The sequence below is a fragment of the Actinoplanes sp. NPDC024001 genome (assembly GCF_040638955.1).
GTDB lineage: Bacteria > Actinomycetota > Actinomycetes > Mycobacteriales > Micromonosporaceae > Actinoplanes.
Map to the genome: position 1 here is coordinate 1 of NZ_JBEZZB010000124.1, position 22,238 is coordinate 22,238.

The following is a 22,238-nucleotide window of genomic DNA, read 5'->3' on the forward strand; positions in this document are numbered from 1 at the left end:
GGCGCCCGGCGGCGATGCGCTGCCGGGCGCGGGCGAAGATCTGCCGGCAGTTCGCCTCGGTCTTGCCGACGATCGAGGCGATCTCGGCGTGCCGGTAGCCGAACACCTCGTGCAGCATGAAGACCGCCCGCTCGACCGGGGTGAGGGTCTCCAGCAGCACCAGGAACGCCATCGACAGCGAGTCGGCCAGTTCGGCGTGCTCGGCCGGGCCGGGACCGTCGGCGGGCACCACCACCGGCTCGGGCAGCCAGTTGCCGACGTACGTCTCGCGGTTGACCCGCGCCGAGCGCAGGTGGTTGATGCCCAGCCGGGTCACCGCGGTGGTCAGGTACGCCTTCGCGTCGGTGATGGTGGTGCCCGCCCGCGCTGCCCGGGCCGCGCCCAGGTAGGCCTCCTGGACGATGTCCTCGGCGTCGCCGACCGAGCCGGTCATGCCGTAGGCGATGGAGAACAGCAGCGGGCGGTAACCGTCCATGTCGTCAGCCGAACATGCCGACGCGGTAGTCGCCAGCCGGCTGCTGGACGATGACGTTCACCCGGTTGAACGCGTTGATCAGCGCGATGATCGAGGTGAGCACGGCCAGCTGCTCGTCGTCGTAGTGCTTGCGCGCGTTCGCCCAGACCTCGTCGGGCACCCCGCCGGCCGCGTCGGCGATCCGGGTGCCCTGCTCGGCCAGTTCCAGGGCGGCGCGTTCGGCGTCGGTGAACACGGTCGCCTCCCGCCAGGTGGCGACCAGGTTCAGCCGCTGCTGGGTCTCGCCGGCGTGCGCGGCCTCCTTGGTGTGCATGTCGGTGCAGAAGCCGCAGCCGTTGATCTGGCTGGCCCGCAGCCGGACCAGTTCCTGGGTGGACAGCGGCACCGTCGATTCCGCCAGGGCCCGGCCGGCCGCGGTGAGGTGCTTGAGGGCCTTCATCGCGACCGCGTCGCCGAAGAGGTTCAGTCGTGCTTCCATGGGTGCGCTCCCTTACCGGTTGTCGGTGGTTACGCCCCTCTAAGACACACCACCCCGGCGGAACGTGACGCCCGCCGGGGTGACCCGGGTCACTTGGCTTCGATGGTCCCGGTGGCGAGCAGCACCAGCAGCAGCGAGCCGAGCGCCAGCCGGTAGAAGATGAAGATGCTGTAGGAGTGCTTGGACACGAACTTCAGCAGCCAGGTCACCGAGGCGTAGGCGACGACGAAACTGACCACGGTGGCGACGATCGTGTTGACCCAGCCGACCCCGCTGGAGATCCGGTCCGCCTCGTCGATGCCCTGCAGCAGCGAGGCGCCGGTCAGCGCCGGGATGGACAGGAAGAACGACAGCTTGGTGACGGTGACCCGGTCGAAGTCGCGCAGCAGGCCGGCCGACATGGTCGCGCCGGAGCGGGAGATGCCCGGGATCAGCGCCATGCACTGCACCACCCCGATGATGATGGTGTCCTTCCAGGTCACGTCCTTCTCGTGGCGCACCTGGGTGGCGGCGTGGTCGGCGAACGCCATCACACCACTCCAGATGATCAGGGCGCCGGCGACGAACCAGAGGCTGCGCAGCGTGGTCTCGATCTGATCCTTGAACAGCAGGGCGGCGACGACGATCGGCATCGAGCCGAGCAGCACCGCCCACCCGAACCGGAAGTCGGGGTGGTCGCGCAGGCCCTTGTTGAACAGGCCGCGGAAGAACGCCGGCACCACCCGGGCGATGTCGTGGCGCAGGAACAGGATGGTGGCGAGCACCGCACCCGACTGGATGATCACCGTGAACGCGGTGATGTCCGGGTCGTCGATGGTGTGCCCGAACAACTTCTCCAGAATCGTCAGATGGCCGGTGCTGGAGACCGGCAAGAACTCCGTGATGCCCTCGACCGCGCCGAGGATCACCGCTTCGACGATATTCATTTCCGCAGCCACTGTTGCCCGCTTTCCCTAGCCAGCTTGAGAGCATAGGGGGACGGATCAGGCGCTGTTACGCCGGGCACGGGCCGCCACGATCGTTTACACGGGGTCACGATCCCGGTGGTGACGGTCACGTTCGATCACGTGCCCGTCGGCGACGTGCCAGTGCCGGGTGTGGCCGACCGCATCGGCGAAGTACCGGTCGTGGCTGACGAACACCAGCGTGCCCCGGTAACGGCGCAGCGCCTCCTCGACCACGTCGAGCGCCTCGAAGTCGAGGTAGTTGGTCGGCTCGTCGAGCAGCAGCGTCCGCGACGGGCTGTTGACCACCACGGCCAGCAGCAGCCGGCGCAGCTCCCCGGCGGACAGCTCACGCACCGGCGCGGACCACTGCTCGGGCTCGAACTGGTGCCCGGCCAGCAGTTTCTCGGCGTCGTCGACGTAGACCGGCACCCGGGAGCGGAAGAAGTCGAGCATGCTGGCGCCGGTGCGCAGCGCGTCGTCGGACTGCGGCAGCACGGCCGCTTCCGGGTAGCGGTCCTCGATCGCCCGCAGCAGGGTGGTCTTGCCGGCGCCGTTGCGCCCGGTGATGAGGATGCGGTCGCCGCGAGTGACGTCCAGGTCGACGTGGTCGAGCAGCACCCGCTCGCCGAACGCGACGGTCAGCTCGCGCACCTTCAGCACGATCTCGTCGCCGGCGGCGTCGTCACCCGGGAAGGCGAGGGTCAGCGGCGGCCGGGTCCGCGGCTGGGCGATCCACTTGACCGACGCCATCTGCCGGCGCAGCCGCCGCTCGCGCACCTTCGCCTTGCGGGCCACCAGCCGGGCCACCCGGCGCAGGTGCGGGGCCTCGGCCCCGGAGCGCACGGTGTTCTCCACCCCGGCCGCGTAGCCTTTGGTCCGCTCGATGTCGGCTTCCCAGCGCAGCCGGTCCTTCTCCTGCGCCTCGTAATCGAGCAGCAGCCGCTCCCAGCGGCGCTGTTTCTCCGCGCGGTAGGCGGTGTAGCCGCCGCCCGGATAGTCCTGCGGCTGCTCGTCGATGCCGTCCAGCTCGATGATGCGGCCGGCGAACTCGTCGAGGAACGCCCGGTCGTGGCTGACCGCGAGCACCCCGCCGGGGAAGTCGTGCAGCCACTGCCGCAGCCAGGCGGTGCCCTCGGCGTCCAGGTGGTTGGTCGGCTCGTCGAGCAGCAGCAGGTCGGGGCCGGTCGTGTCGGGCGCGCCGAGCAGGGCCCGGGCCAGCAGCAGCCGGGCCTGCTCGCCGCCGCTGACCGCGGCGACCGGCAGCTCGTCGGGCAGGTGCTCGATGTCCAGGCGCTGGCGGATCTCGGTGAGCCGGCTCTGCGCGGTCCAGCCCTCCAGGGCGGTCCAGCGTTCCTGCACGGTGCCGAACTCGGCGAGCACGTCCTCGCCGGCGGCGAGGCGCGCCTCCAGCTCGCGCAGCCGCGCGGTCACTGCCGCGAGCTCGCCGAGGCCCGCGGTGAGGAACGCGCCGACGCTGCCGTCGAGGCCGGGCATCCTTTGCGGTACGTGCTCGACGCGCGCGCCGGGCGAGACGGTGACGCTGCCGGTGGTGGGTGCCAGCTCACCCGCGAGGGCCCGCAGCAGGGTGGTCTTGCCGGCGCCGTTGGGCCCGACCACGCCGATCCGGTCGCCGGCGCCCAGCACCAGGTCGAAGCCGGAGAAGAGCAGGTCACCGTCGTGGGCGCAGCCCAGGTCGACGGCTTTGAGGTGGGCGTTGCGAGGGTGCACGAGGGCCTCCGGGAAGGGCGAAACCGACGGGGGACGCAAAGTCGGGTCGCTCTCACATCGGGGCATGCACTCCTCGGCTCGGCAGCAGGTCCTCGGCAACCCTCTCTCGCTTCGCCCGGGTCCGCAACCGAATTCCATAGCTCGGTTGACGATATATAGCGGCGCGCGTACTGTCTCGGCAGGCGTCGGACAGCGACAGCCGAGAGGGGGCCCGCCCATGCAGGAACCGACGTTTCTGATCCTGGCCGCGCTGGCCGCGCAGCCGCTGCACGGTTACGGCATCGTGCAGTCCGTGCTGGACCTGTCGTCCGGCGAGGTCGCACTGCGGCCCGGCACGCTGTACGGCGCGCTGGACCGGCTCGCCGAGCAGGGCCTGATCGCCGTCGACCGGGAAGAGGCGGTGGAGGGCCGGCTGCGCCGCTACTACCGGCTCAGCGACAGCGGCGCGGGGGCGCTGCGCGTGGAGGTCGGCCGGCTGCGGCAACGGGCCGAGGCCGCCGAGGAACAACTGCGGCAGCGCCCGGGCATCGTCCCAGGCCTGCCGATGATCATCAACACGGGAGGACTCCGATGACCACCAGCGACTGGCCGCAGGCCGATCCCACGCTCGAGCGGGCCTACAAGCGGCTGCTGCGGGCCTACCCGTCGGGCTACCGGCGCCGCCACGAGCGGGAGATCGTCACCACGCTGCTGGAGATGGCCGAGCCGGGCCAGCAGCGGCCGGCCCGCGCCGACGTGTGGCACCTGCTGGCCAGTGGCGTGCGGCAACGCTTCCGGCTGCCCGCCGGCCGGCCGCTCGCCTGGGTGTTCGCCGTGCTCGCCCTGCTGATCGGGGGCGCGCTCGGCGCGGCCGCCGGCTCGTGGGCGGCCACGCGGACCTTCGCCGGCGTGCCGGACGCGGCCGCCGGCCAGGCGCTGCAGCGGCAGATCGTCGGCAGTCCCGGCATCGAGAACCACTACCACGCCGACTCCGGCTCGCCCTGGTGGGACGAGACGGCCTGGCACGACACCCAGGTCCAGGGGTTCGGCGGCTGGGACCCCGAGCAGGCCCGGCAGAACCTGGCCGCCGACGGCTGGCAGCTCGGCGAGATCACCCACCCGCCGGGCAAGTCCGCGACCATGGACGAGAACGGCAACACCGTCGAACTGCGGACCGAGAGCAACGCCTTCCTCGCCGAACGCGACGGCGTCACCCTCGACATCCAGGGCTGGACCACCGAGATGTACGGCAGCGTCACCATCTCGATGTACCCCTCCGGCAACGCCGCCCTGCTGCCGCTGGTCGTGCTGGGCATGCTCGCCGGGATGGCCGCCGGGTGGCTGGCCGCGGCCGCGCTGATCCAGCGGGCCCGCCAGGGCGCTCCCGGCCGGGCCCGGCTGGCCGTCGCCCTGGGCACGCTGACGGTGCTGGCCCTGGCCCTGCCGGCGGTGGCGTTCTACGGCAACGTGATGCGCGCCTTCCGCTACGCGGGCAACGACGACCCGGTGTTCACCGTGCACAGCGCGCTGCGGCCGGGGCCGTACTGGCCGTTCGGGCCGGAATGGCTGAACCTGGCGCTGGCCGGGGCCGGGCTGGTGCTGCTCGTGGCGCTGGTGCTCACGGCCCGGGTGCGGCCCGCGCCGGCCGCCGAGACGCAGACCGTGACGAGCTGAGAGGCTGGCAGACATGCAGGAACCGACGTTTCTGATCCTCACCGCGCTGGCCGCGCAGCCGCTGCACGGTTACGGCATCGTGCAGTCCGTGCTGGACCTGTCGTCCGGCGAGGTCAAATTGCGGCCCGGCACCCTGTACGGCGCGCTGGACCGGCTCGCCGAGCAGGGGCTGATCGAGGTGGAGCGGGAGGAGGCGGTGGAGGGCCGGCTGCGCCGCTACTACCGGCTCAGCGACAGCGGCGCCGCGGCGCTGGCCGTGGAGGCGGACCGGCTGCGCAAGCGGGCGGCGGCCGCGGAGACCCAGCTGCGGCTGCGGCCGGGCCTGACCGGCGCCTGAGGCCGCGCGGGCGCGCGGCTGAGATCGACCGGTGAAACGGCCGCGTGGTGGCAGCTCAGCCCCGTGCTCAAGCCCGGAAGCGGCCCTGCGGCCTGGCGTGGCAGGTGGCCGCCAGGAGAAGCCCGGGGCCGTGGAGAACGCGTACCGGAAAAGGAAGCCGGCGGGACTGCGGCGCGCAACGCGCCGCGGCCCCGCCGGCTTCGGTGATCAGGCCGCGCATCAAGCGGCGACGGCGAGACGCTCGCCGTGCACGTCGGTGGCGCCCAGCCGCGACGTCATGGTGCTGCGGGCGGCGATCTGCGCGGCGTAGGCGGCGCGGCGCCGGGCCACGCAGCCGTCCTTGGCGGCCGGGGCGCCCTTCTGCTCCATGTGCGTGGTCAGGCCGTCGCGCAGCAGGGCGAGGGCCTCGGTGCGCAGCTGCGAGACCCGCGACTCGGTCACGCCCAGCTCGGTGGCCACCTCCGACAGCGGCCGCTCCCGCAGGAACGACGCCTCGACCACGTAGCGCAGCCGCTCCGGCAGCACGGTGACCGCGTCGTGCAGGTAGCCCAGGCGCTCGCGGTGCAGCAGCAGCTCCTCCGGGTTCATCGAGGTCTCGGTGACCATGTCCTCGGCGGCGCCGGCGGTGAAGCCCTGCAGCGACAGCACGGCGGCGCGCTGCACGTCGTCGTCGACGCTGCTCAGCTCGCCGACCGCGACACCGAGCAGCTCGGCCAGCTCCTCGGCGGTCGGGGTACGGCCCAGTTGCCGGGTCAGCTCCTCGCGGGCCACGTCGGCGCGCCGGGCCCGGGCCCGCACCGAGCGGCTGGCCCAGTCCATGCTGCGCAGCTCGTCGAGCAGCGCCCCGCGCACCCGCACCGCGGCGAACCGCCCGAACGGGATGCCGCGCTCGGCGTCGAACGCCTGGGCGGCGGTGACCAGCGCCGCGTAGCCGGCCGAGGCGAGGTCGTCACGGTGCACGTGCGGCGGCACCTTGAACAGCATCTCGCGGACCATGTGGCCGACCAGCGCCATGTTGTCGCGGATGAGCTCTTCCTGCTCGCGAGTGACGGCGTTCGGCTGGGCGGTGGCGGTCATTTCGATTCCCCCTGTGTCGGCTGACCGGCTGACAGGGGGAACTTTTCGCCGCCACGGGTGCAGCAGGAGGGCACTCTCGGTTGCTGCTCGGTTGCACTGAGAATTTTTCCTCAACTGGCCGACCTGAGGATCGCGGCACCGGGTCGTGAGCGCGCGACGACGCTCGGCACGGTTTACGCTGCGGCGGTGGAGCCGACGCTGAGCGCCCTCGCCGTCCTGGTCCCGGAAGCCGAGCCGGCCGTCGCCGACCTGCGCGAGCGGCTCGACCCGATCGCCACCCAGGGCGTGCCCGCACACATCACCGTGCTGATCCCGTTCCTGCCACCGAACGAGCTGACCCCGCACGTGCTGGCCGCGGTGCGGCACGTCGTCGCCGGGGTGCCACGGTTCTTCCTCACCCTGGACAAGGTCGGCTGGTTCGGCGAGCGGGTGCTGTGGCTGAACCCGTCGCCGGCCGAACCGTTCCGGGAGCTGACCCACCGCCTCGCCGGCCGCTTTCCCCGGGTGCAGCCCTACGGCGGCGAGTTCGCCGAGGTGGTGCCGCACCTGACGATCGGGCACGACCAGCCGTACGAGGTGCTGACCGCCGCGGCCGCCCAGGTGCAGCAGCGCCTGCCGATCCACGCCTGGGTCAGCACCGTGCACCTGCTGGTCGGCCGCCCCGAGCCGGACGCGTCCTGGGTGCGGCTGACCGACTTCCCACTCGGCTAGCTTTCCGCTGTCCCCCGTCAGGTTGACGACCGGGCCGGCCGGGCGGTCCGCGCTTATGCTGCCAGTGTCCGGAGAGGGTTGAGGTGGCGGAGACAGCGCGAGGGCAGAGGCGCCAGGGTAATCTGCCGGCCGAGTTGTCGAGCTTCGTGGACCGGGCCGGCGAGCGAGCAGCCGTGAAACGGCTGCTGTCGGTGGCCCGGCTGGTCACGGTGACCGGGGTCGGCGGGGTCGGCAAGACACGGACGGCACTGCGCGTCGCGGCAGAGGTGCAGCGGGCGTTCCCGGACGGCGCGTGGCTGGTCGACCTGTCCCCGCTCGCCCAGGCCGATCTGGTGGCCGAGGCCGTGGCGCAGACGCTGGGGCTGCGGGACCAGTCGACCCGCCCGCAGGCCGAGTCGCTGGCGGAGTACCTGGCGTCGCGCCGGCTGCTGCTGGTGCTGGACAACTGCGAGCATCTGGCCGACCCGTGCGCGCAGTTGGTCGAACAACTGCTGCGAGCGGCCCCGGCACTGCAGATCCTGGCGACCAGCCGGCAGCCCCTCACGGTGCAGGGTGAGCACATCTTCACCCTGTTGCCGTTGACCGTGCCCGACCCCGGGCGCTCCGCCGGCGGCGCCGTGGACCCCGAGCCGGACGCGGCCGTGGCGCTGTTCGCCGAGCGGGCCCGCGCGGCCTCGCCGACATTCGCGCTGACCGGGGACAACCAGGCCGCGGTAATCCGGCTGTGCCGGGGACTCGACGGCATCCCGCTCGCGATCGAGCTGGCCGCGGTGCGCACCCGGGCGTTGCCCGTGCAGCAGATCGCCGAACTGCTCGAAGACCGGTTCGCCGACCGGTTCGCGCTGCTGCGCGGCGGCTCGACAGCCGGCCGGCACGAGTCGCTGCGCACCGCCATCGACTGGAGCCACGGGCTGTGCACCCAGGCCGAGGGCCTGCTGTGGGCCCGGGTGTCGGTGTTCGCCGGCGACTTCGACCTGGCCGCCGCACAGCAGGTGTGCGCCGATGACGTGCTGCCCCAAGCGGACGTGCTGCCGCTGGTGGCCGGCCTGGTCGATAAGTCGATCCTGCTCTGCGAGAAGCATCCTTCCGGCGCCCGCTACCGCCTGCTCGACACGCTGCGCGAGTACGGCCGCGACCTGCACCGGGCCGCCGGCGAGGAGCAGCGGCTACGACGCTCGCACCGCGATTACTACCTGCGGCTGGCCGAGCGGTTCGAGGCCGAGTGGTGCGGGCCCGACCAGGTCGCCTGGTACGAGCGGCTCAGCCGGGACAAGGCCAACCTGATGGCCGCGCTGGACTTCTGTCTCGCCGACCCGGCCGAGCACCGGGCCGGTCTCGAACTGGCCGCGGCGCTGCTGTACTTCTGGATGGCCTGTGGACACCCACGCGAGGGCCGGCACTACCTCGACCGGCTCCTCGCGCCGGAGCACCCGCCGGGTGCCGCGCTGACCAAGGCGCTGTGGGTCGCCGGCATGGTGACCGCGATGCAGGGCGACCTGGACGCCGCCGAGGCCCGGCTCGCACAGTGCCGGCCGCACGCGGCGGCGCAGGGCGACCGCACGGCAGCCGGCTGGATCGCCTACATCGCCGGCCTGTGCGCCCTGCTCCGGGGCGACCCGGTCAGCGCCCTGACGTTCGCCGAGAAATCGGCCGCCCTGCACCGCAACGGCGGCGACCCGGCGACCGGCCTGCTCATCGCGCTCACGATGCAGTGCATCGCGTTCGCCTTCGCCGGGGACTTCGAGCGGGACATCGCCGTCACCGAGCAGACCTGGGCGCTGTGCGACGAATGCGGCGAACGCTGGATACGCTCGTACGCCGACTACATGCGCGCCCTGGCCGAGATCGGCCGCGGCGACCCGCGCGCGGCGGTCGGCTACGGCCGCGACGCGCTGCGCTTCAAGTGGCAGCTGGGCGACAGCACCGGCTGCGCGATGGCCGTGGACGTGCTCGCCGGCGCCGCCGCGGCGCTCGGTGAGGCGGAACGCGCCGCCCGGCTGCTCGGCGTCGCGCACCGCCTCTGGCAGTCCGTCGGCCGTCCCCAACTCGGCTCCCCCGACCTGCTCGCGGCGCGCGAGCACGTCACCAGACAGGCCCGGCAGAAGGCCGGCGACGACGCTTTCCAGGCGGCGTACGGCGATGGCCTCACCCTGGACCCGGCCGCGGGTGTCGACTACGCGCTCGACGAGCGGTCGGCCCGGCCGGCAGAGACTCCCGCGCAGCGGGCCACCTGGGCGCCGCTGACCCGCCGCGAGTGCGAGGTCGCCGTGCTGGTCGCCGACGGCTTGACCAACCAGCAGATCGCCGACCGGCTGGTGATCGGCCGGCGCACCGCGAACACGCACGTCGAGCACATCCTGACCAAGCTGGACTTCACCTCGCGCACCCAGATCGCCGCCTGGGCCGCCGCACGGCGGCGCGAGGACGGCTAGCCGGAGACGACCTCCTGCGGGCCGGCCACCACGATCGGCTCGATTGCGGCCTTGGTCAGCCCGGCCGCGGTGAGCGGGCCGTCGGGCTCCTCTTCGAGCAGCGCGAGCAGCAGATGCCCGGTGCCGATGCTGTCGTGGCCCAGGCGCAGCGCCTCGCGGAAGGTCAGCTCCAGCGCTTTGCGGCTGCGCGCGTCGTAGGGAATGAGGACCGGCACGTCACCGCCCGGCTCGGGCAGCACGGCGGCGACCGCGGCGCGCACGGTGTCGACCTCGACGCCCTGACCGTGCAGGGCCCGCACGGCCAGCCCGTCGGCCTGGTCGAGCACGCCGAGCGCCAGGTGGGCCGGGAAGATCTCGGGGTGGCCGAGAACCTTGGCGTGGTTCATGGACGTCACGACGGCGGTGCGGGCCAGGTCGGAGAAGCGGTTGAAGCCCTGCGAGACGTCGATGCCGTCCTTCGGCACGAACCGTTTCTGGGCGGCCTGCTTGGTCACGCCCATGCTGCGGCCGATCTCGGTCCAGGACGCGCCGGAGCGGCGGGCCTGATCGACGAAGTGGCCGATCAGGTGGTCGGCCAGCTCGCCGAGACGGTCGCCGAGCACCACCGCGTCGGAGAGCCGCTCCAACGGGTCGTCGGGCCGGTTGCGGCTGATCACGGAGATCAGGTCGTCCAGGCGCACCGGCGGCACGATGTTCGTCATGCCGTCAACCCTAGGTTGACGGCATGACAGCGTCAACTCAGGGTTGACGACGGCGGCCGCGGGGGCCGAGCGGCACCTCGGACAGGTCGACGGTCTGCGACGTGATCCGCTTGAAGCCGTAACCACGCTCGCTCATCCACGCCGCCGCCTTCGCCTCGGCGCGGGCCGTCACCTGCGGAATGTCCTTCTCCTCGGCGACCTGCTCGGCGAAGCGGAAGGTGAAGAACGGCCGGGCCGCCAGGTCGTAGGTGAGGTGGCCCCGCTCGGTGTACTCCACCGCGAGGATGTCGGAGTGCCGGTCACCGGCGGCGATCAGCTCGGCCTTCTGCGCGTCGGTCAGGTTGTCGAAGGATCCGCGCACGGTCACGCGGATGGTGCGTTTGTCAGTCACGCGGGCCAGTATCGGCAACTCGGCCGCGGGTTTCATCCGATAAACGAGCGGGCGCCGCGCAGCCGGGTGCGCAGCACCTTCGCCGCCCGGTCGGTGACCAGCCGCACGTCGGTGGGGCGGCTCAGGCCCAGCGCGGCCAGGCTGGTCGCCGGGACCGCGGCCGGATCGAGGCCGTCGCGGCGGGCCACCAGCACCCCCAGCTCGTACCGGCTCAGCGCGTCGGCGCCGGCCACGTTCAGCACCCCGCGGTAGTCGCCGGCGGCCAGTTCCAGCAGGGCACCGGCCAGGTCGTCGACGTGCACCGGCTTGCGGATCTCGTCGGTGAACAGGGCACCCTTCACCCCGCCGGCGATCAGGTCGTGGGTGAGGATCTCGTGGTCGCCGGCGCCGTCGCCGAGGATCAGCGAGGTGCGCACCACCGCCGCGGACGGCAGGATCGCCCGGACCGCGGTCTCGGCGGCGGCCTTCGCGGCGCCGTACGGGTAGACCGGGTCGGGCACGGCGTCCTCGTCGTAGTCGACGGCCCGGCCGGAGAAGATCGCGTCGCTGGAGACGTGCACCAGGCGTACCCCGAGGTGGGCGGCCGCGACCGCGACGTGGGCCGCGCCGTCCGCGGTGGCCGGCCAGTCGTTGCGGTCGCGGCCGGCGGCGGTGTGGATGATCGCGTCCGGCCGGACCTCGCCGAGCACCCGCCGCACGTCGCCGGGGTCGCGGATGTCCAGGCGCAGCGCGCCGGACGACTGAAAGGCCGTGCCGACCGGCTCGAAACCGTCGGCCGCCGCGCGCAGCGCGACGCGGCGGCCGAGGTAACCGGAGGCTCCGGTGATCAGGACGCGTGGGCTCACCCGGGTGAGCCTAGGCGGCCTGGGCCCGCACCGGGATGTCCCGCCCGGTGGCCCACAGCATGGCCCACGTCACCGCGACCACGATCACCGTGGCGCCGGCCATCGGCAGCGGCGCCTCGATGTCGACGGGCACGAACGGCAGCTGGAAGAAGCCGTTGATGCCGCCGCTGAGCAGCAGCAGCGCCGCGGCGGGCAGCGCGGCCAGCGCGCCCGGGGTCTCCCAGCGGTAGACGGCGACGCCGACGAAGGCGCCGACCATCTGCCAGATCAGCAGCATGCTCCAGTACGCCACGAAGATCGTCGGATAGTCGGTGGTGGACTCGTAGGCCCGCTCGTCCTGCACCTTCTGTCCCCAGTCGAGCGCCGAGTACAGGGCGGTCTCGGCCGCGTACACCCCGGTGATCAGCGCGGCCGCGGTGCCGGTGAGGATGATCTGGTAGGCCGGGTGCTGCACGAGGAACTCGCGGCGGGTGCGGCCGTGCACCATCACGACCGCCAGCACGCTGCAGGCGGTGAACCCGTAGCCGGCGGCCATCCAGTTCAGGATCTGCCCGCCGATGTCGGCGGCGCTGAGCGTGATCTCGGTGAACCGGGAGACCACCGCCAGGATCACGCCGATCGCCAGGTAGAAGCCGATCAGGACGGCGAGCAGGAACAGGTAGTGGGTGCCGAGCAGATAGCGGGCGATCGGCCAGCGGGTCATCGGACGCCTCCGGTCAGGTGGATGAACAGGTCCTGCAGGGCGACCGGCCCGATCTCCAGGCCGTGCGCCCGGGCGGCGCGCAGGCTGTCCTCGCCGAGCGTGCCGTAGACCATGGCCCGTTTCGTCGGGCCGAGCTGCTCCTGGCCGAGCACGGTGAGCCCGAAGACGAAGTCGTCGACGACGTGGGCCGGGCCGGTCACCGACACGCCGCGGCCGCGCAGCTCGTCGAGCTCCTCGTGCACCAGCAGGGCGCCGTCGTGCAGGATCAGCACCTGCTCGAAGACCGGGCTCTGCTCCTCGATCAGGTGGGTGGAGACGACGAAGGTGCGCGGGCGGGCCACATAGTCGCGCAGCAGCTCGTCGAGGAACAGCTGCCGGGTCGGGGCGTCCATGCCCAGGTGCGCCTCGTCGAACATGGTGACGTCGGCGCGCGAGGCCAGCCCGACGACCACGCCGAACGCGGAGCGCTGCCCCCGTGACAGCGCTCCGATGGTCTTCTTGCGCGGCAGCGCGAAACGGTCCATCAGCTCGGCGGCGTATTTCTCGTCCCAGCCGGGGCGCAGCATCCGCGCCATGCTCAGCACGTCGCCGAGGTTGTCGGTGGTGTCGCCGACCCCGCCGTCCTCGCGGATCAGGCAGACCCGGGTGGTGACCCGGGCGTTCTCGAAGACCGGCTGCCCGCCGACGCGCACGGTGCCGGTGGACGGTTTGCGGAACCCGGCGAGCGTGGCGAGCAGGCTGGTCTTGCCGGCGCCGTTGCGGCCGAGCAACCCGTAGATCTTGCCGCCGGGCAGGTCGAGGTCGATGTCGTGCAGGGCGACGGTGTCGCCGTAGCGCACCTGCAGGGCGGATGTCTGGATGGCGAGCGTCATCGGGTGTCCCCCGGGTCGTCGAGCTGCTGGAGGCGGGCCACGATGTCGGCGACCGGGATGTCCAGCGCCCGGGCCTCGGCGATCATCGGCGCCAGCACGTCGGCGAAGAACCGGTCCCGCCGCTGCTCGCGCAGCCGCTGCTGGGCGCCGGCGTCGACGAACATCCCGACGCCGCGGCGCTTGTAGATCACGCCCTCGTCGACGAGCTGCTGGAACGCCTTGGCCGCGGTGGCCGGGTTGATCCGGTAGTACGCCGCGTACTGATTCGTGGACATCACCTGCTCGTCGGCCTTGAGCACGCCACGCAGCACGTCGCCTTTGATCTGCTCGGCGATCTGCCGGTAGATCGGGCTGCGGTCGTCGAACATCGCGGACCCGCCTCCATTGGTTCATTACTCTACTAACGAACCATAGAGCTGCCGCGCCACCGCGTCAACCACCGCCGTCGATGCGGGCAGCAGCGGCAGCCGTACCGCGGGGGTCGGAATGCGGCCCGCCGCGTGCAGCACGGCCTTGACCACCGTGGGGTTGGGCTCGGCGAACACCGCCGCGGACAGCCGCGCGAGCCGGCGCCCCAGCGCCCGCTCGCGGGTCGCGGCGAACTCCACGAAGGCCGCGGTCTCCAGGTGCGCGGACGCCAGGATCGCGCCGGGCGCGCCGATCGCCAGCGCCGGCGCCAGGAACACGTCGTCGCCGCACAGCACCGCGAACTCGGCCGGCGGATCGGCGAGCAGCGCCACCAGGTCCGCGTCGACGGCGCCGGTCGCATACTTCACGCCGATCACCGCGTCGAGCGCGGCGAGCCGGCGCAGCCCGTCCGCGGTCAGCGGCTGCCCGGTCCGGTAGGGCACGTGGTACACCACCAGCGGCACCGGGCTGACCGCGGCCAGCGCCGCGAAGTGCGCCACCACACCGTCCTCACCGGGCCGCAGGAACGGCGGGACCAGCGTCAGCGCCGCGCTCGCGCCCTGCGGCACGCCGGCCAGCTGCGCCGGCGTGTTCGCCCCGACCAGCAGCCGCGCGCCCCGCTCGCGGCACACCCGCGACACCACCGCCAGCACGCCGCGCCGCTCGGCGTCGCTCAGCGACGCCGGCTCCGCCGTCGTGCCGAGCGCCACCAGCCCGGCCGCGCCGGCCTCCAGCACGTCGCACGCCAGCTTCTCGAGCACGCCGAGAGCAACCGTCCCGTCCTCGTCGAACGGGGTGATCAGCGGTACGTAGACACCATTCATGCGGTCCACGCTGCCGCCCACCGACCGTAAGCACCAGTTCCGATTTCTGACGTGACCGTAAGCTGAGCCGATGCTCGACGTGCGCCGGCTCCGGCTGTTCCGCGACCTCGACCGACTCGGCACCATCGCCGCGGTCGCCGCCGCCCACACCTACAGCCCGTCCGCGGTCTCCCAGCAGCTCGCCGTCCTGGAACGCGAGGCCGGCCTCGCCCTGCTGGAACGCACCGGCCGGCGGGTCACGTTCACCCCGGCCGGCCGGGTCCTGCTGCGCCACGCCGACACCGTGCTCGCCGCCCTGGAGCAGGCCGACGCCGCCCTCGCCGCGATGCGCAGCGGACCGGCCGGTCCGCTGCGCATCGGCGCCTTCCCCAGCGCGGTCCGCACCGTGCTGCCCGCCGCCCTGGTCACCCTCGGTCGCGAGCACCCCGCCCTGGAACTGCTGGTCACCGAACTCGACCCGGCCGCCGTCCCGGCCGCGCTGCGCGAACGGCGCCTCGACGCCGGGCTCGTGCACGACTACGACGTCGCCCCCGCCGAGGCCGACACCGACCTCGACTCGGTGCCGCTGCTGGACGAGACGGTGCACCTGGCCGTACCGGCCGGCACCCCCGGCGATTCGGTCGCCGACCTGCGCGAGCAGCCGTGGATCCTGGCCAGCCCGGGAACCCTGTGCCACGAGGTCACCCTGCGGGTCTGCCAGGCCGCCGGATACACCCCGCGGGTGCGCCACCACGCCGACGACTTCACCGCGGTGCTCGCCCTGGTCGCAGCCGGGCAGGGGGTGTCGCTCGTCCCGCAGCTCGCCGCCGACCGCCCGCCCGCCGGGCTGCGGCTGATCACCGCACCGACCCGCCGCCGGACCCGCATCGCCTTCCGCCGCGGCGCCGCCGACCACCCGGCAGTGACGGCACTCATCACGGCCCTGCGGACATCCGCCCTCATATCGGACGGGCTGGTGCCGATGAGTCGTACATGAAGAATCTGACCATCGGACGGCGCCTGGGCGCGGGGTTCCTGGTGGTGGTCCTCGCCATGGTCGCGCTGGTCGTGGTCGGCGTGGCCCAGGTCAACCGGATCAACGACAAGCTCACCGTCATCAACGACGTCAACGCCGTCAAACAGCGATACGCGATCAACTTCCGCGGCAGCGTGCACGACCGGGCCATCGCCATCCGCGACCTGGTCTACGCCGGCGACCAGCCGGCGATCGACGCCGAGAAGCAGCTGATCGACGACCTGGCCGCCAAGTACACCGACTCGGAGACGAAGATGAACGCCATCTTCGCCGACGCGTCGCAGGCCAACGACGCGGAGCGGGCCGCGCTCGCCGACATCGCCACCGTGCAGGGCGACACCAACCCGCTGGTCGCGCGGATCATCGAACTGCGCGAGCAGGGCAACCGCGCCGAGGCGACCGCGCTGCTCAACGACGAGGCCAAGCCGGCGTTCATCGAGTGGCTGCGCGTGATCAACGTGTTCATCGACATGGAGGAGGCGATGAACAAGACGGAGACCGCGACCGCCCGCGACATCGCCGGCAGCTTCCTGACGATGATGGTCCTACTGCTGCTCGCCGCGGTCGGCATCGCCGTCGCCGTCGCCTGGCAGGTCACCCGCAGCATCACCCGCCCGCTCGGCGAGGTCGCCGACACGATGGCCGCCGTCGCCGACGGCGACCTGACCCGCCGCCTCGACGTCCGCTCCGCCGACGAGGTCGGGCAGATGAGCCGGTCGGTCAACACCGCGCTCGAGTCGATCGGCACCGCCATGGGCCGCCTCGCCGACGGCGCGCAGACCCTCGGCGTCGCCAGCGAGCGGATGAGCCGGCTCACCGCGCAGCTCGCCGACGGCGCCCAGCAGTCGTCCGAGCAGGCCGACCTGGTCGCCGCCTCCGCCGACGAGGTGTCCCGCAACGTGCACACCGTCGCCGCCGGCGCCGAGGAGATGGGCGCCTCCATCCGGGAGATCTCGACCAGCGCGAACGAGGCGGCCACCGTCGCCGGCCGGGCCGTCATCGCGGTCCAGACCACCACCAACTCGGTGTCCCGGCTCGGCGCGTCCAGCCGGGAGATCGGCGACGTGGTCAAGACGATCACCAGCATCGCCGAGCAGACCAACCTGCTCGCGCTCAACGCCACCATCGAGGCGGCCCGGGCCGGCGAGTCCGGCAAGGGCTTCGCGGTGGTCGCCGGCGAGGTCAAGGACCTGGCCCAGGAGACCGCCCGGGCCACCGAGGACATCTCCAAGCGGGTGCAGGCCATCCAGGCCGACACCGCCGGCGCGGTCTCGGCGATCCAGGAGGTCGCCGAGGTGATCGAGCAGATCAACCAGTACCAGACGACCATCGCGTCGGCGGTGGAGGAGCAGACCGCCACCACCAACGAGATCAACCGCAGCGTCACCGAGGCGGCCGGCGGCTCCGGTCAGATCGCCGCGAACATCGGCAGCGTGGCGACGGTCGCCCGCAACACCACCGACCTGGTCAACCAGTCGGAGCAGGCGGTCGGCGCGCTGTCCCAGGTGACCGGCGAGCTGCGGGTGCTGATGTCGCGGTTCCGCTACTGACCGCTCGTCCGGTAGCGCACCCACAGGTGGTCGTCGCGCAGCGGTTGCGCCGCAGTCAGCCGCAACCGCTGCGCGCCGGCCCGCTCCAGCAGCCGCACCCGCGGCCCGGCCCGGCCGTCGGCGACGTGCGGGGCGACGATCACACTGAGCTCGTCGACCAGCCCGGCGTCGAGCAGCCGGCCGTTCAGGGTTCCCCCGGCGTCGACCTTCACCGTGCTCACCCCGTACGCCGAGCGCAGGTGACCCAGCCCGGCAGCGAGATCGACGTGATCGCCCGGGGTGACCACCCGCCGGGCCCGGTGCTCGTGCGGCGTAGCCGCACAGCACAGGATCACGATGTCGCGCCAGTGCGGCGCGGCCCGCAGCCAGTCCAGGCGGGTCAGCCGGCCCCGCCCGTCCACGATCACCAGCAGCGGCCGCTCGTCGCCGGGGACCGGCTGCGGCGGCTCAGGATCGGACCCGGACAGGTCGGCGCCCTGCTCCGCGGCGGCGGCCAGCATGGTGCCGCTGCCGGTCAGGATCGCGTCCGCCGGGATCGACCCGGCGATCTCGTAGTGCAGCGCCAGATCCACCGGGAAGCCGGTGAGCTGCCCGTCCACGCTGACACTGTTGTGAATCACCACCCGGGGCCGCATGAGTTCTCATTCCCCGAACAGCCGGTCCAGGAAACGCTGCGGGTTCGCCAGGAACGCCCTGGTCAGCACGACCGCGTCGGCCTGGTCGTAGTCGATCTCGGCGATCCCGCCGGCGCCGAGCTCGAAGATCGTGGCGTCCGGGCAGGCCAGCAGGACCGGCGAATGCGTCGCGATGATGAACTGGCTGCCCAGCGCCACCAGCTCGGCGATGCGCAGCAGCAGCGCCAGGCAGCCCTGCACCGACAGCGCCGCCTCCGGCTCGTCCAGCAGATACAGGCCGGACGGCCCGAACCGGTGCGTCGCCAGATCCAGGAACGACTCGCCGTGCGACCGCTCGTGCGGCGACACGCCGCCGTAGCCCTCCACGACGCCGAGCTGCTCGATCTCGGTCGCCACGTTGTAGAACGACTCGGCCCGCAGGAAATACCCGGTCCGCGGCCGCCGGCCCGGCACCCGCGACAGCACCAGATGCTCGCCGAGCACCGACTCGCTGGCCCGGGTGGCGAACTGGAACGACGTGCTGCCACCCTCCGGGTTGAACCCGGCGGCCACCGCCACGGCCTCCACCAACGTCGATTTCCCGGTACCGTTGTCGCCCGCGAGCAGCGTCACCGGCGTGCGCAGCCGAAGCCCGCCGCGGGCGGTCAGCGCCCGCACCGCCGGCAGGTCGAAGGGGTAACCGCCGGCCGGCGCGGACTCCACCATGATCGCCTTGAGGAACACCAGGGGAGCGTCGCATGCCAGAGCTGGACGTGGGTGACGGCAACGTCATCCATTGGGAGGAGCACGGAAACCCGCAGGGCAAGCCGGCACTGGTCGTGCACGGCGGGCCGGGCTCCGGCTCCTCCCCCGCCTGGCTGCGGCCCTTCGACCTACAGCGCTACCGGGTCATCCTGTTCGACCAGCGCGGCTGCGGCCGCAGCCGGCCGCACGCCGCCGACCCGGCGACGGACATGCGGTTCAACACCACCTGGCATCTGGTCGCCGACATGGAACGGTTGCGCGAGCATCTGCGCATTCCCGCCTGGCTCCTGTACGGGGGCAGCTGGGGCTCGACGCTGATCCTGGCGTACGCGCAGCAGCACGCCCACCGGGTCACCGAGGTGGTGATCGCCGCGGTGACGATGACCCGCCGCGCCGACATCGACTGGCTCTACCGCGGTGTGGGGCGGTTCTTCCCCGCCGAGTGGGAACGCTTCCGCAGCCTGGTGCCGGACGACGACCTGGTCGGCGGCTACGCCCGGCTGATGGAATCCCCCGACCCGGCCGTGCGCGAGAAGGCGGCCCTGGAATGGTGCACCTGGGAGGACACCTTCCAGGGGGCGTCGCACCGGCCGGCCCGCGACCGGCTCGCGTTCGTCCGGATCTGCACCCACTACTTCGCGCACGCCGCCTGGCTGGAGGAGGGCGCCCTGCTGCACCACGCGCCCCGCCTCGCCGGCATCCCGGCCGTGCTGATCCACGGCCGCCTCGACCTGGGCAGCCCGCTGTCCGCCGCGTGGGAACTGCACCGGGCCTGGCCGGGATCCGAGCTGATCGTCGACGACTCGGGCGGTCACGCGCTGCCGGGCTCCCACATCCGCCAGGCCCTGGAGCGGTTCGCCGGTTAGCCGATGTCGGTGGTCACGGCGAGCCGCTGACCGGCCTGCACATCGGCGGCCAGCGCCGTCAGCCGGTCCCGGGCCAGGCCCACCGAGTCCGAGCCGAGGAGCTGGTGCAGCGGCGCGTCGCCGCGCACGGCGATCTCGATGATCGCGGCGGCCACCTTCACCGGGTCGCCGAGCTGGGTGCCGGGCATCGCCAGGTGGGCGTCGGTCATCTCGCGGATCGCCTGGTATCCGTCGACGGCAGCGGCCGGCAGGCCCAGCGACGACGGGCGCAGGAAGTCGGTGCGGGTGTAGCCGGGCTCGACCAGGTTCACCCTCACCCCGAAGTCCGCCATCTCGGCGGCCAGCGAGCCGGTCAGGCCTTCGAGGGCGAACTTGCCCGCGCTGTAGAGACCCCAGCCCGGGAAGGTGGTCAGCCCGAGGATCGACGACACGTTGATCACGTGCCCGCTGCCGGCGGCCCGCAGGTGCGGCAGGACGGCGCGCAGCACGTTCCAGACGCCGAAGATCTGCACGTCGAACATCCGGCGGGCCTCGGCGTCGGTGACCTCCTCGACCGCGGCGAGGAAGCCGTAGCCGGCGTTGTTGACCACGACGTCGACGCCGCCGAACCGCTCCCGGGCGGCGGCGACGGCCGCGGTCACCTGCTCCTGGTCGGCCAGGTCGATTTCCAGGGTCAGCAGCCGGGACAGGTCGGCGCCGTCGCCCAGCCCGTCGCGCAGACGCTGCGCGGAGCGAGTGGTCGCGGCCACGGCATCGCCCCGGTGCAGCAGCTGCCGGACGAGTTCGAGGCCGATGCCCCGCGAGGCGCCGGTGACGAACCAGGTGGCCGGACGGTCGGTGGGGTAGGACATGGGAGCTCTCCTCAGTGGTCGCCGTTCTGCTACGACCACCAGGTTCGCGCCGGTCACCGGGCTGCCGACACCCTCGGGCAGGCCCTGTCGTGCCGGGGTACGGCACACCCACCCAGCCCCTGGATTTCGATCCCGCCGGTCGACGACCATGGACGCGTGGGCAGACGATCAGATCTGGGTGAGTTCCTTCGCAAGTGCCGGGCCGACACCCCGCCGCTGACCGGCGACGGCACCGCACGACGGGTGCCGGGGATGCGCCGCGAGGAGGTCGCCCAGCTGGCCGGGGTGAGTGTCGACTACTACACCCGGCTCGAGCAGGGCCGGCACAGCAGCCCGTCGGACGCCGTGCTCGACGCGCTGGCCCGGGTTTTCGGCCTCGACCAGGCCGGCCGTGCCCACCTCGCCGATCTGGCCCGCCCGCCCCGGCGCGGCCCGGTGCGGACACCACCGCAGCGGGTGCGCCCGGCGATGCGGCAGATGATCGAGTCGATGACCGAGCATCCGGCGTTCATCATCGGGCGCCGCACCGACGTGCTGGCGTCCAACGCGCTCGGCCGGGCGCTGCTCACCGACTGGCCGAAGCTTCCACCGGCCCACCGCAACTACACCCGGTGGATCTTCCTGGACCCGGTGGCGCGTGAGGTGTACCTCGACTGGGAGACGGTGGCCGCCGAGGTGGTCGGCACGTTGCGGCTCTACGCCGGCCGCAACCCCGACGACGTGCGCCTGCACGAACTGGTCGGCGAGCTGACCATCGAAAGCCCGCAGTTCCGCACCTGGTGGAACGACCGTCAGGTGCATGAGCGCACCCACGGCACGAAGCGGATGACACATCCCGCGGTCGGTGAGATCACCATCCGGTACGAGGCGCTGGCACTGCCCGGCGACGAGGAGCAGACCCTGTTCCTCTACACCACCGACCCGGGCAGCCGGTCGCACGACAACCTGCGCCTGCTCGCCCTCTGGGGTGACAACGCCGCTGATCAGCTCCATCCGGTTCGGGACAGCTGATCCGTTCCGGCCCCGTCCAGCTCCACGGTCCGGAAGCCGATGTTGCCGGTCGACGAGTCCGGGGTGTTCGCCGAGCGGGCCGCGTTGCGGTAGCGGTTGCAGTACGAGTCGTGGCACAGATAGGAACCGCCGCGCATCACCCGCGCCGACCCGGACTGCGGCCCGGCCGGGTCGTTCGCCTGCGCCACCGCGTAATAGCGCGGATCCCACCAGTCCGAACACCACTCCCACACGTTGCCGACCGGCTGCCACAGGCCGTACCCGTTGGGCCGGTAGGACCGCACCGGCGCGGTGGTCAGCCACCCGTCGGCGGCCTCGTTGTGCTGCGGGAACCGGCCCTGCCAGATGTTGCACGGCCAGTCGGCGGGCATCTCGTCGCCCCACGGATAGCGCTGCCCGGCCCGGCCGCCGCGGGCCGCGCACTCCCACTCCGCCTCGGTCGGCAGCCGCCGGCCCGCCCAGAAACAGTAGGCGACCGCGTCGTTCCAGCTCACATGCACGACCGGATGGTCGCGCAGGCCGTCCAGGTTCGACTTCGGGCCGCCCGGGCGGGTCCAGTCGGCGCCGCGGACGCCGTACCACCAGGGCGCACCGGTCGCCGGGCCCATGATGTCGCCCGGGTCGGCGGCGATCGCCAGGTGAAAGACCGCCGAGAAGCCGTAGCGTTCCGCCTCGGTCACATAGCCGGAGTCGGCCACGAAATCGGCGAAGTCCTGGTTGGTCACCGTGGTCGCGTCGATCCGGAACGCCGGCAGGGCCACCTCGTGCACCGGCGTCTCACCGTCGCCGTGCCGGTCGTCGCCGTGCCGGTCCCCCATCAGGAACGTCTGCGCCGGGACCGGCCGCTGCTCGATGCGGTGCCGGCCGGACCGCTTGACCCGGGTCACCACGTGGGCGGCCGGCCCGCCGCTCCGGCTCGGTGCGCAACATCCCCGCTCATGCATGACCCCGATCTTCGCCACCGGGCGCGGCCCGCCACCTCAC

Annotated in this window: 25 protein-coding genes; 9 read left to right on the forward strand and 16 right to left on the reverse strand. The window is 72.5% G+C overall.

Annotated features, from left to right (window positions below; translation table 11 throughout):
- The 4 genes from AB0F81_RS35970 to AB0F81_RS35985 form a co-directional block, all read right to left on the reverse strand.
- A partial coding sequence (locus tag AB0F81_RS35970) for a sigma-70 family RNA polymerase sigma factor (RefSeq protein WP_360204669.1) occupies positions 1–475 on the reverse strand: 475 nt, incomplete at its 3' end.
- A gap of 4 nt (positions 476–479) precedes the next feature.
- Positions 480–953 (reverse strand): carboxymuconolactone decarboxylase family protein, encoded by a 474-nt coding sequence (locus AB0F81_RS35975; protein WP_360204672.1) that lies wholly within the window; start codon positions 951–953, stop codon positions 480–482.
- Positions 954–1,042: 89 nt separating this feature from the next.
- Positions 1,043–1,879 carry an undecaprenyl-diphosphate phosphatase gene (locus tag AB0F81_RS35980; RefSeq protein WP_360204675.1) on the reverse strand — a complete coding sequence of 279 codons (837 nt, stop codon included), beginning with the start codon at positions 1,877–1,879 and terminating at the stop codon, positions 1,043–1,045.
- Positions 1,880–1,975: 96 nt separating this feature from the next.
- Positions 1,976–3,628: an ABC-F family ATP-binding cassette domain-containing protein gene (locus AB0F81_RS35985; protein WP_360204678.1), complete on the reverse strand. Its 1,653-nt coding sequence runs from the start codon at positions 3,626–3,628 to the stop codon at positions 1,976–1,978.
- A 217-nt stretch (positions 3,629–3,845) separates the two neighbouring features.
- Here AB0F81_RS35985 and AB0F81_RS35990 point away from each other — a divergent pair, with 217 nt between their 5' ends.
- From AB0F81_RS35990 to AB0F81_RS36000, 3 genes are read left to right on the forward strand one after another with little or no spacing between them, the layout of a single operon-like run.
- Entirely contained in the window at positions 3,846–4,202 is a 357-nt protein-coding gene (locus tag AB0F81_RS35990) for a PadR family transcriptional regulator (protein WP_360204681.1), read from the forward strand.
- The gene (locus tag AB0F81_RS35995; protein ID WP_360204683.1) at positions 4,199–5,281 is read left to right on the forward strand and encodes a hypothetical protein; all 1,083 of its coding nucleotides are present in this window, start codon (positions 4,199–4,201) and stop codon (positions 5,279–5,281) included. Before AB0F81_RS35990 ends, AB0F81_RS35995 begins: the two co-directional genes overlap by 4 nt.
- 13 nt (positions 5,282–5,294) lie before the next feature.
- Complete coding sequence (locus AB0F81_RS36000; protein ID WP_360204686.1) at positions 5,295–5,618, forward strand: helix-turn-helix transcriptional regulator; 324 nt, start codon at positions 5,295–5,297, stop codon at positions 5,616–5,618.
- A gap of 219 nt (positions 5,619–5,837) precedes the next feature.
- On the opposite strand, the gene AB0F81_RS36005 is transcribed toward AB0F81_RS36000, so the two are convergent.
- Positions 5,838–6,695: a sigma-70 family RNA polymerase sigma factor gene (locus AB0F81_RS36005; RefSeq protein WP_360204690.1), complete on the reverse strand. Its 858-nt coding sequence runs from the start codon at positions 6,693–6,695 to the stop codon at positions 5,838–5,840.
- Between the two features lie 186 nt (positions 6,696–6,881).
- Between AB0F81_RS36005 and AB0F81_RS36010 the strand changes: the two genes are divergently transcribed.
- The gene (locus tag AB0F81_RS36010; protein ID WP_360204693.1) at positions 6,882–7,406 is read left to right on the forward strand and encodes a 2'-5' RNA ligase family protein; all 525 of its coding nucleotides are present in this window, start codon (positions 6,882–6,884) and stop codon (positions 7,404–7,406) included.
- 173 nt (positions 7,407–7,579) lie between these two features.
- A complete protein-coding gene (locus AB0F81_RS36015) occupies positions 7,580–9,838 on the forward strand; it encodes a LuxR C-terminal-related transcriptional regulator (RefSeq protein WP_360204696.1) in 2,259 nt (752 codons plus the stop codon).
- Here AB0F81_RS36015 and AB0F81_RS36020 read toward each other — a convergent pair.
- Genes AB0F81_RS36020 through AB0F81_RS36050 form a run of 7 tightly spaced genes read right to left on the reverse strand, consistent with a single transcriptional unit; the run spans position 9,835 to position 14,582 of the window.
- Positions 9,835–10,539 carry a Clp protease N-terminal domain-containing protein gene (locus AB0F81_RS36020; protein WP_360204699.1) on the reverse strand — a complete coding sequence of 235 codons (705 nt, stop codon included), beginning with the start codon at positions 10,537–10,539 and terminating at the stop codon, positions 9,835–9,837. The genes AB0F81_RS36015 and AB0F81_RS36020 overlap by 4 nt on opposite strands.
- Positions 10,540–10,576: 37 nt before the next feature.
- Positions 10,577–10,930, reverse strand: coding sequence for a DUF6204 family protein (locus tag AB0F81_RS36025; protein WP_360204702.1), 354 nt, complete (start codon positions 10,928–10,930; stop codon positions 10,577–10,579).
- A 32-nt stretch (positions 10,931–10,962) separates the two neighbouring features.
- Positions 10,963–11,775 (reverse strand): sugar nucleotide-binding protein, encoded by an 813-nt coding sequence (locus tag AB0F81_RS36030; RefSeq protein WP_360204705.1) that lies wholly within the window; start codon positions 11,773–11,775, stop codon positions 10,963–10,965.
- A gap of 10 nt (positions 11,776–11,785) precedes the next feature.
- Positions 11,786–12,478, reverse strand: a complete 693-nt coding sequence (locus tag AB0F81_RS36035; protein ID WP_360204708.1) for a hypothetical protein — start codon at positions 12,476–12,478, stop codon at positions 11,786–11,788.
- The gene (locus tag AB0F81_RS36040; protein ID WP_360204710.1) at positions 12,475–13,350 is read right to left on the reverse strand and encodes an ABC transporter ATP-binding protein; all 876 of its coding nucleotides are present in this window, start codon (positions 13,348–13,350) and stop codon (positions 12,475–12,477) included. The genes AB0F81_RS36035 and AB0F81_RS36040 overlap by 4 nt, the downstream gene beginning before the upstream one ends.
- Positions 13,347–13,718: a GntR family transcriptional regulator gene (locus AB0F81_RS36045; RefSeq protein ID WP_360204713.1), complete on the reverse strand. Its 372-nt coding sequence runs from the start codon at positions 13,716–13,718 to the stop codon at positions 13,347–13,349. The genes AB0F81_RS36040 and AB0F81_RS36045 overlap by 4 nt, the downstream gene beginning before the upstream one ends.
- Positions 13,719–13,742: 24 nt before the next feature.
- Entirely contained in the window at positions 13,743–14,582 is an 840-nt protein-coding gene (locus AB0F81_RS36050) for a dihydrodipicolinate synthase family protein (protein ID WP_360204716.1), read from the reverse strand.
- Positions 14,583–14,652: 70 nt separating this feature from the next.
- Here AB0F81_RS36050 and AB0F81_RS36055 point away from each other — a divergent pair, with 70 nt between their 5' ends.
- Both AB0F81_RS36055 and AB0F81_RS36060 read left to right on the forward strand, forming a co-directional pair.
- Positions 14,653–15,558: a LysR substrate-binding domain-containing protein gene (locus AB0F81_RS36055; protein ID WP_360204718.1), complete on the forward strand. Its 906-nt coding sequence runs from the start codon at positions 14,653–14,655 to the stop codon at positions 15,556–15,558.
- Positions 15,555–17,147 (forward strand): methyl-accepting chemotaxis protein, encoded by a 1,593-nt coding sequence (locus AB0F81_RS36060; protein WP_360204720.1) that lies wholly within the window; start codon positions 15,555–15,557, stop codon positions 17,145–17,147. Before AB0F81_RS36055 ends, AB0F81_RS36060 begins: the two co-directional genes overlap by 4 nt.
- On the opposite strand, the gene AB0F81_RS36065 is transcribed toward AB0F81_RS36060, so the two are convergent.
- Complete coding sequence (locus AB0F81_RS36065) at positions 17,141–17,782, reverse strand: RibD family protein (RefSeq protein WP_360204722.1); 642 nt, start codon at positions 17,780–17,782, stop codon at positions 17,141–17,143. The two genes, AB0F81_RS36060 and AB0F81_RS36065, sit on opposite strands and share 7 nt — an antisense overlap.
- A gap of 6 nt (positions 17,783–17,788) precedes the next feature.
- Positions 17,789–18,505, reverse strand: a complete 717-nt coding sequence (locus AB0F81_RS36070; protein ID WP_360204725.1) for an AAA family ATPase — start codon at positions 18,503–18,505, stop codon at positions 17,789–17,791.
- A gap of 14 nt (positions 18,506–18,519) precedes the next feature.
- Between AB0F81_RS36070 and pip the strand changes: the two genes are divergently transcribed.
- Positions 18,520–19,392, forward strand: coding sequence for a prolyl aminopeptidase (pip, locus tag AB0F81_RS36075; RefSeq protein WP_360204727.1), 873 nt, complete (start codon positions 18,520–18,522; stop codon positions 19,390–19,392).
- On the opposite strand, the gene AB0F81_RS36080 is transcribed toward pip, so the two are convergent.
- Positions 19,389–20,243 (reverse strand): SDR family NAD(P)-dependent oxidoreductase, encoded by an 855-nt coding sequence (locus AB0F81_RS36080; protein WP_360204729.1) that lies wholly within the window; start codon positions 20,241–20,243, stop codon positions 19,389–19,391. The two genes, pip and AB0F81_RS36080, sit on opposite strands and share 4 nt — an antisense overlap.
- 156 nt (positions 20,244–20,399) lie before the next feature.
- Here AB0F81_RS36080 and AB0F81_RS36085 point away from each other — a divergent pair, with 156 nt between their 5' ends.
- Positions 20,400–21,254 carry a helix-turn-helix transcriptional regulator gene (locus tag AB0F81_RS36085; protein WP_360204732.1) on the forward strand — a complete coding sequence of 285 codons (855 nt, stop codon included), beginning with the start codon at positions 20,400–20,402 and terminating at the stop codon, positions 21,252–21,254.
- Here AB0F81_RS36085 and AB0F81_RS36090 read toward each other — a convergent pair.
- On the reverse strand, positions 21,227–22,198 hold the full coding sequence (locus AB0F81_RS36090; RefSeq protein WP_360204734.1) for a formylglycine-generating enzyme family protein: 972 nt from the start codon (positions 22,196–22,198) through the stop codon (positions 21,227–21,229). The genes AB0F81_RS36085 and AB0F81_RS36090 overlap by 28 nt on opposite strands.
- Between the last annotated feature and the right edge of the window lie 40 nt (positions 22,199–22,238).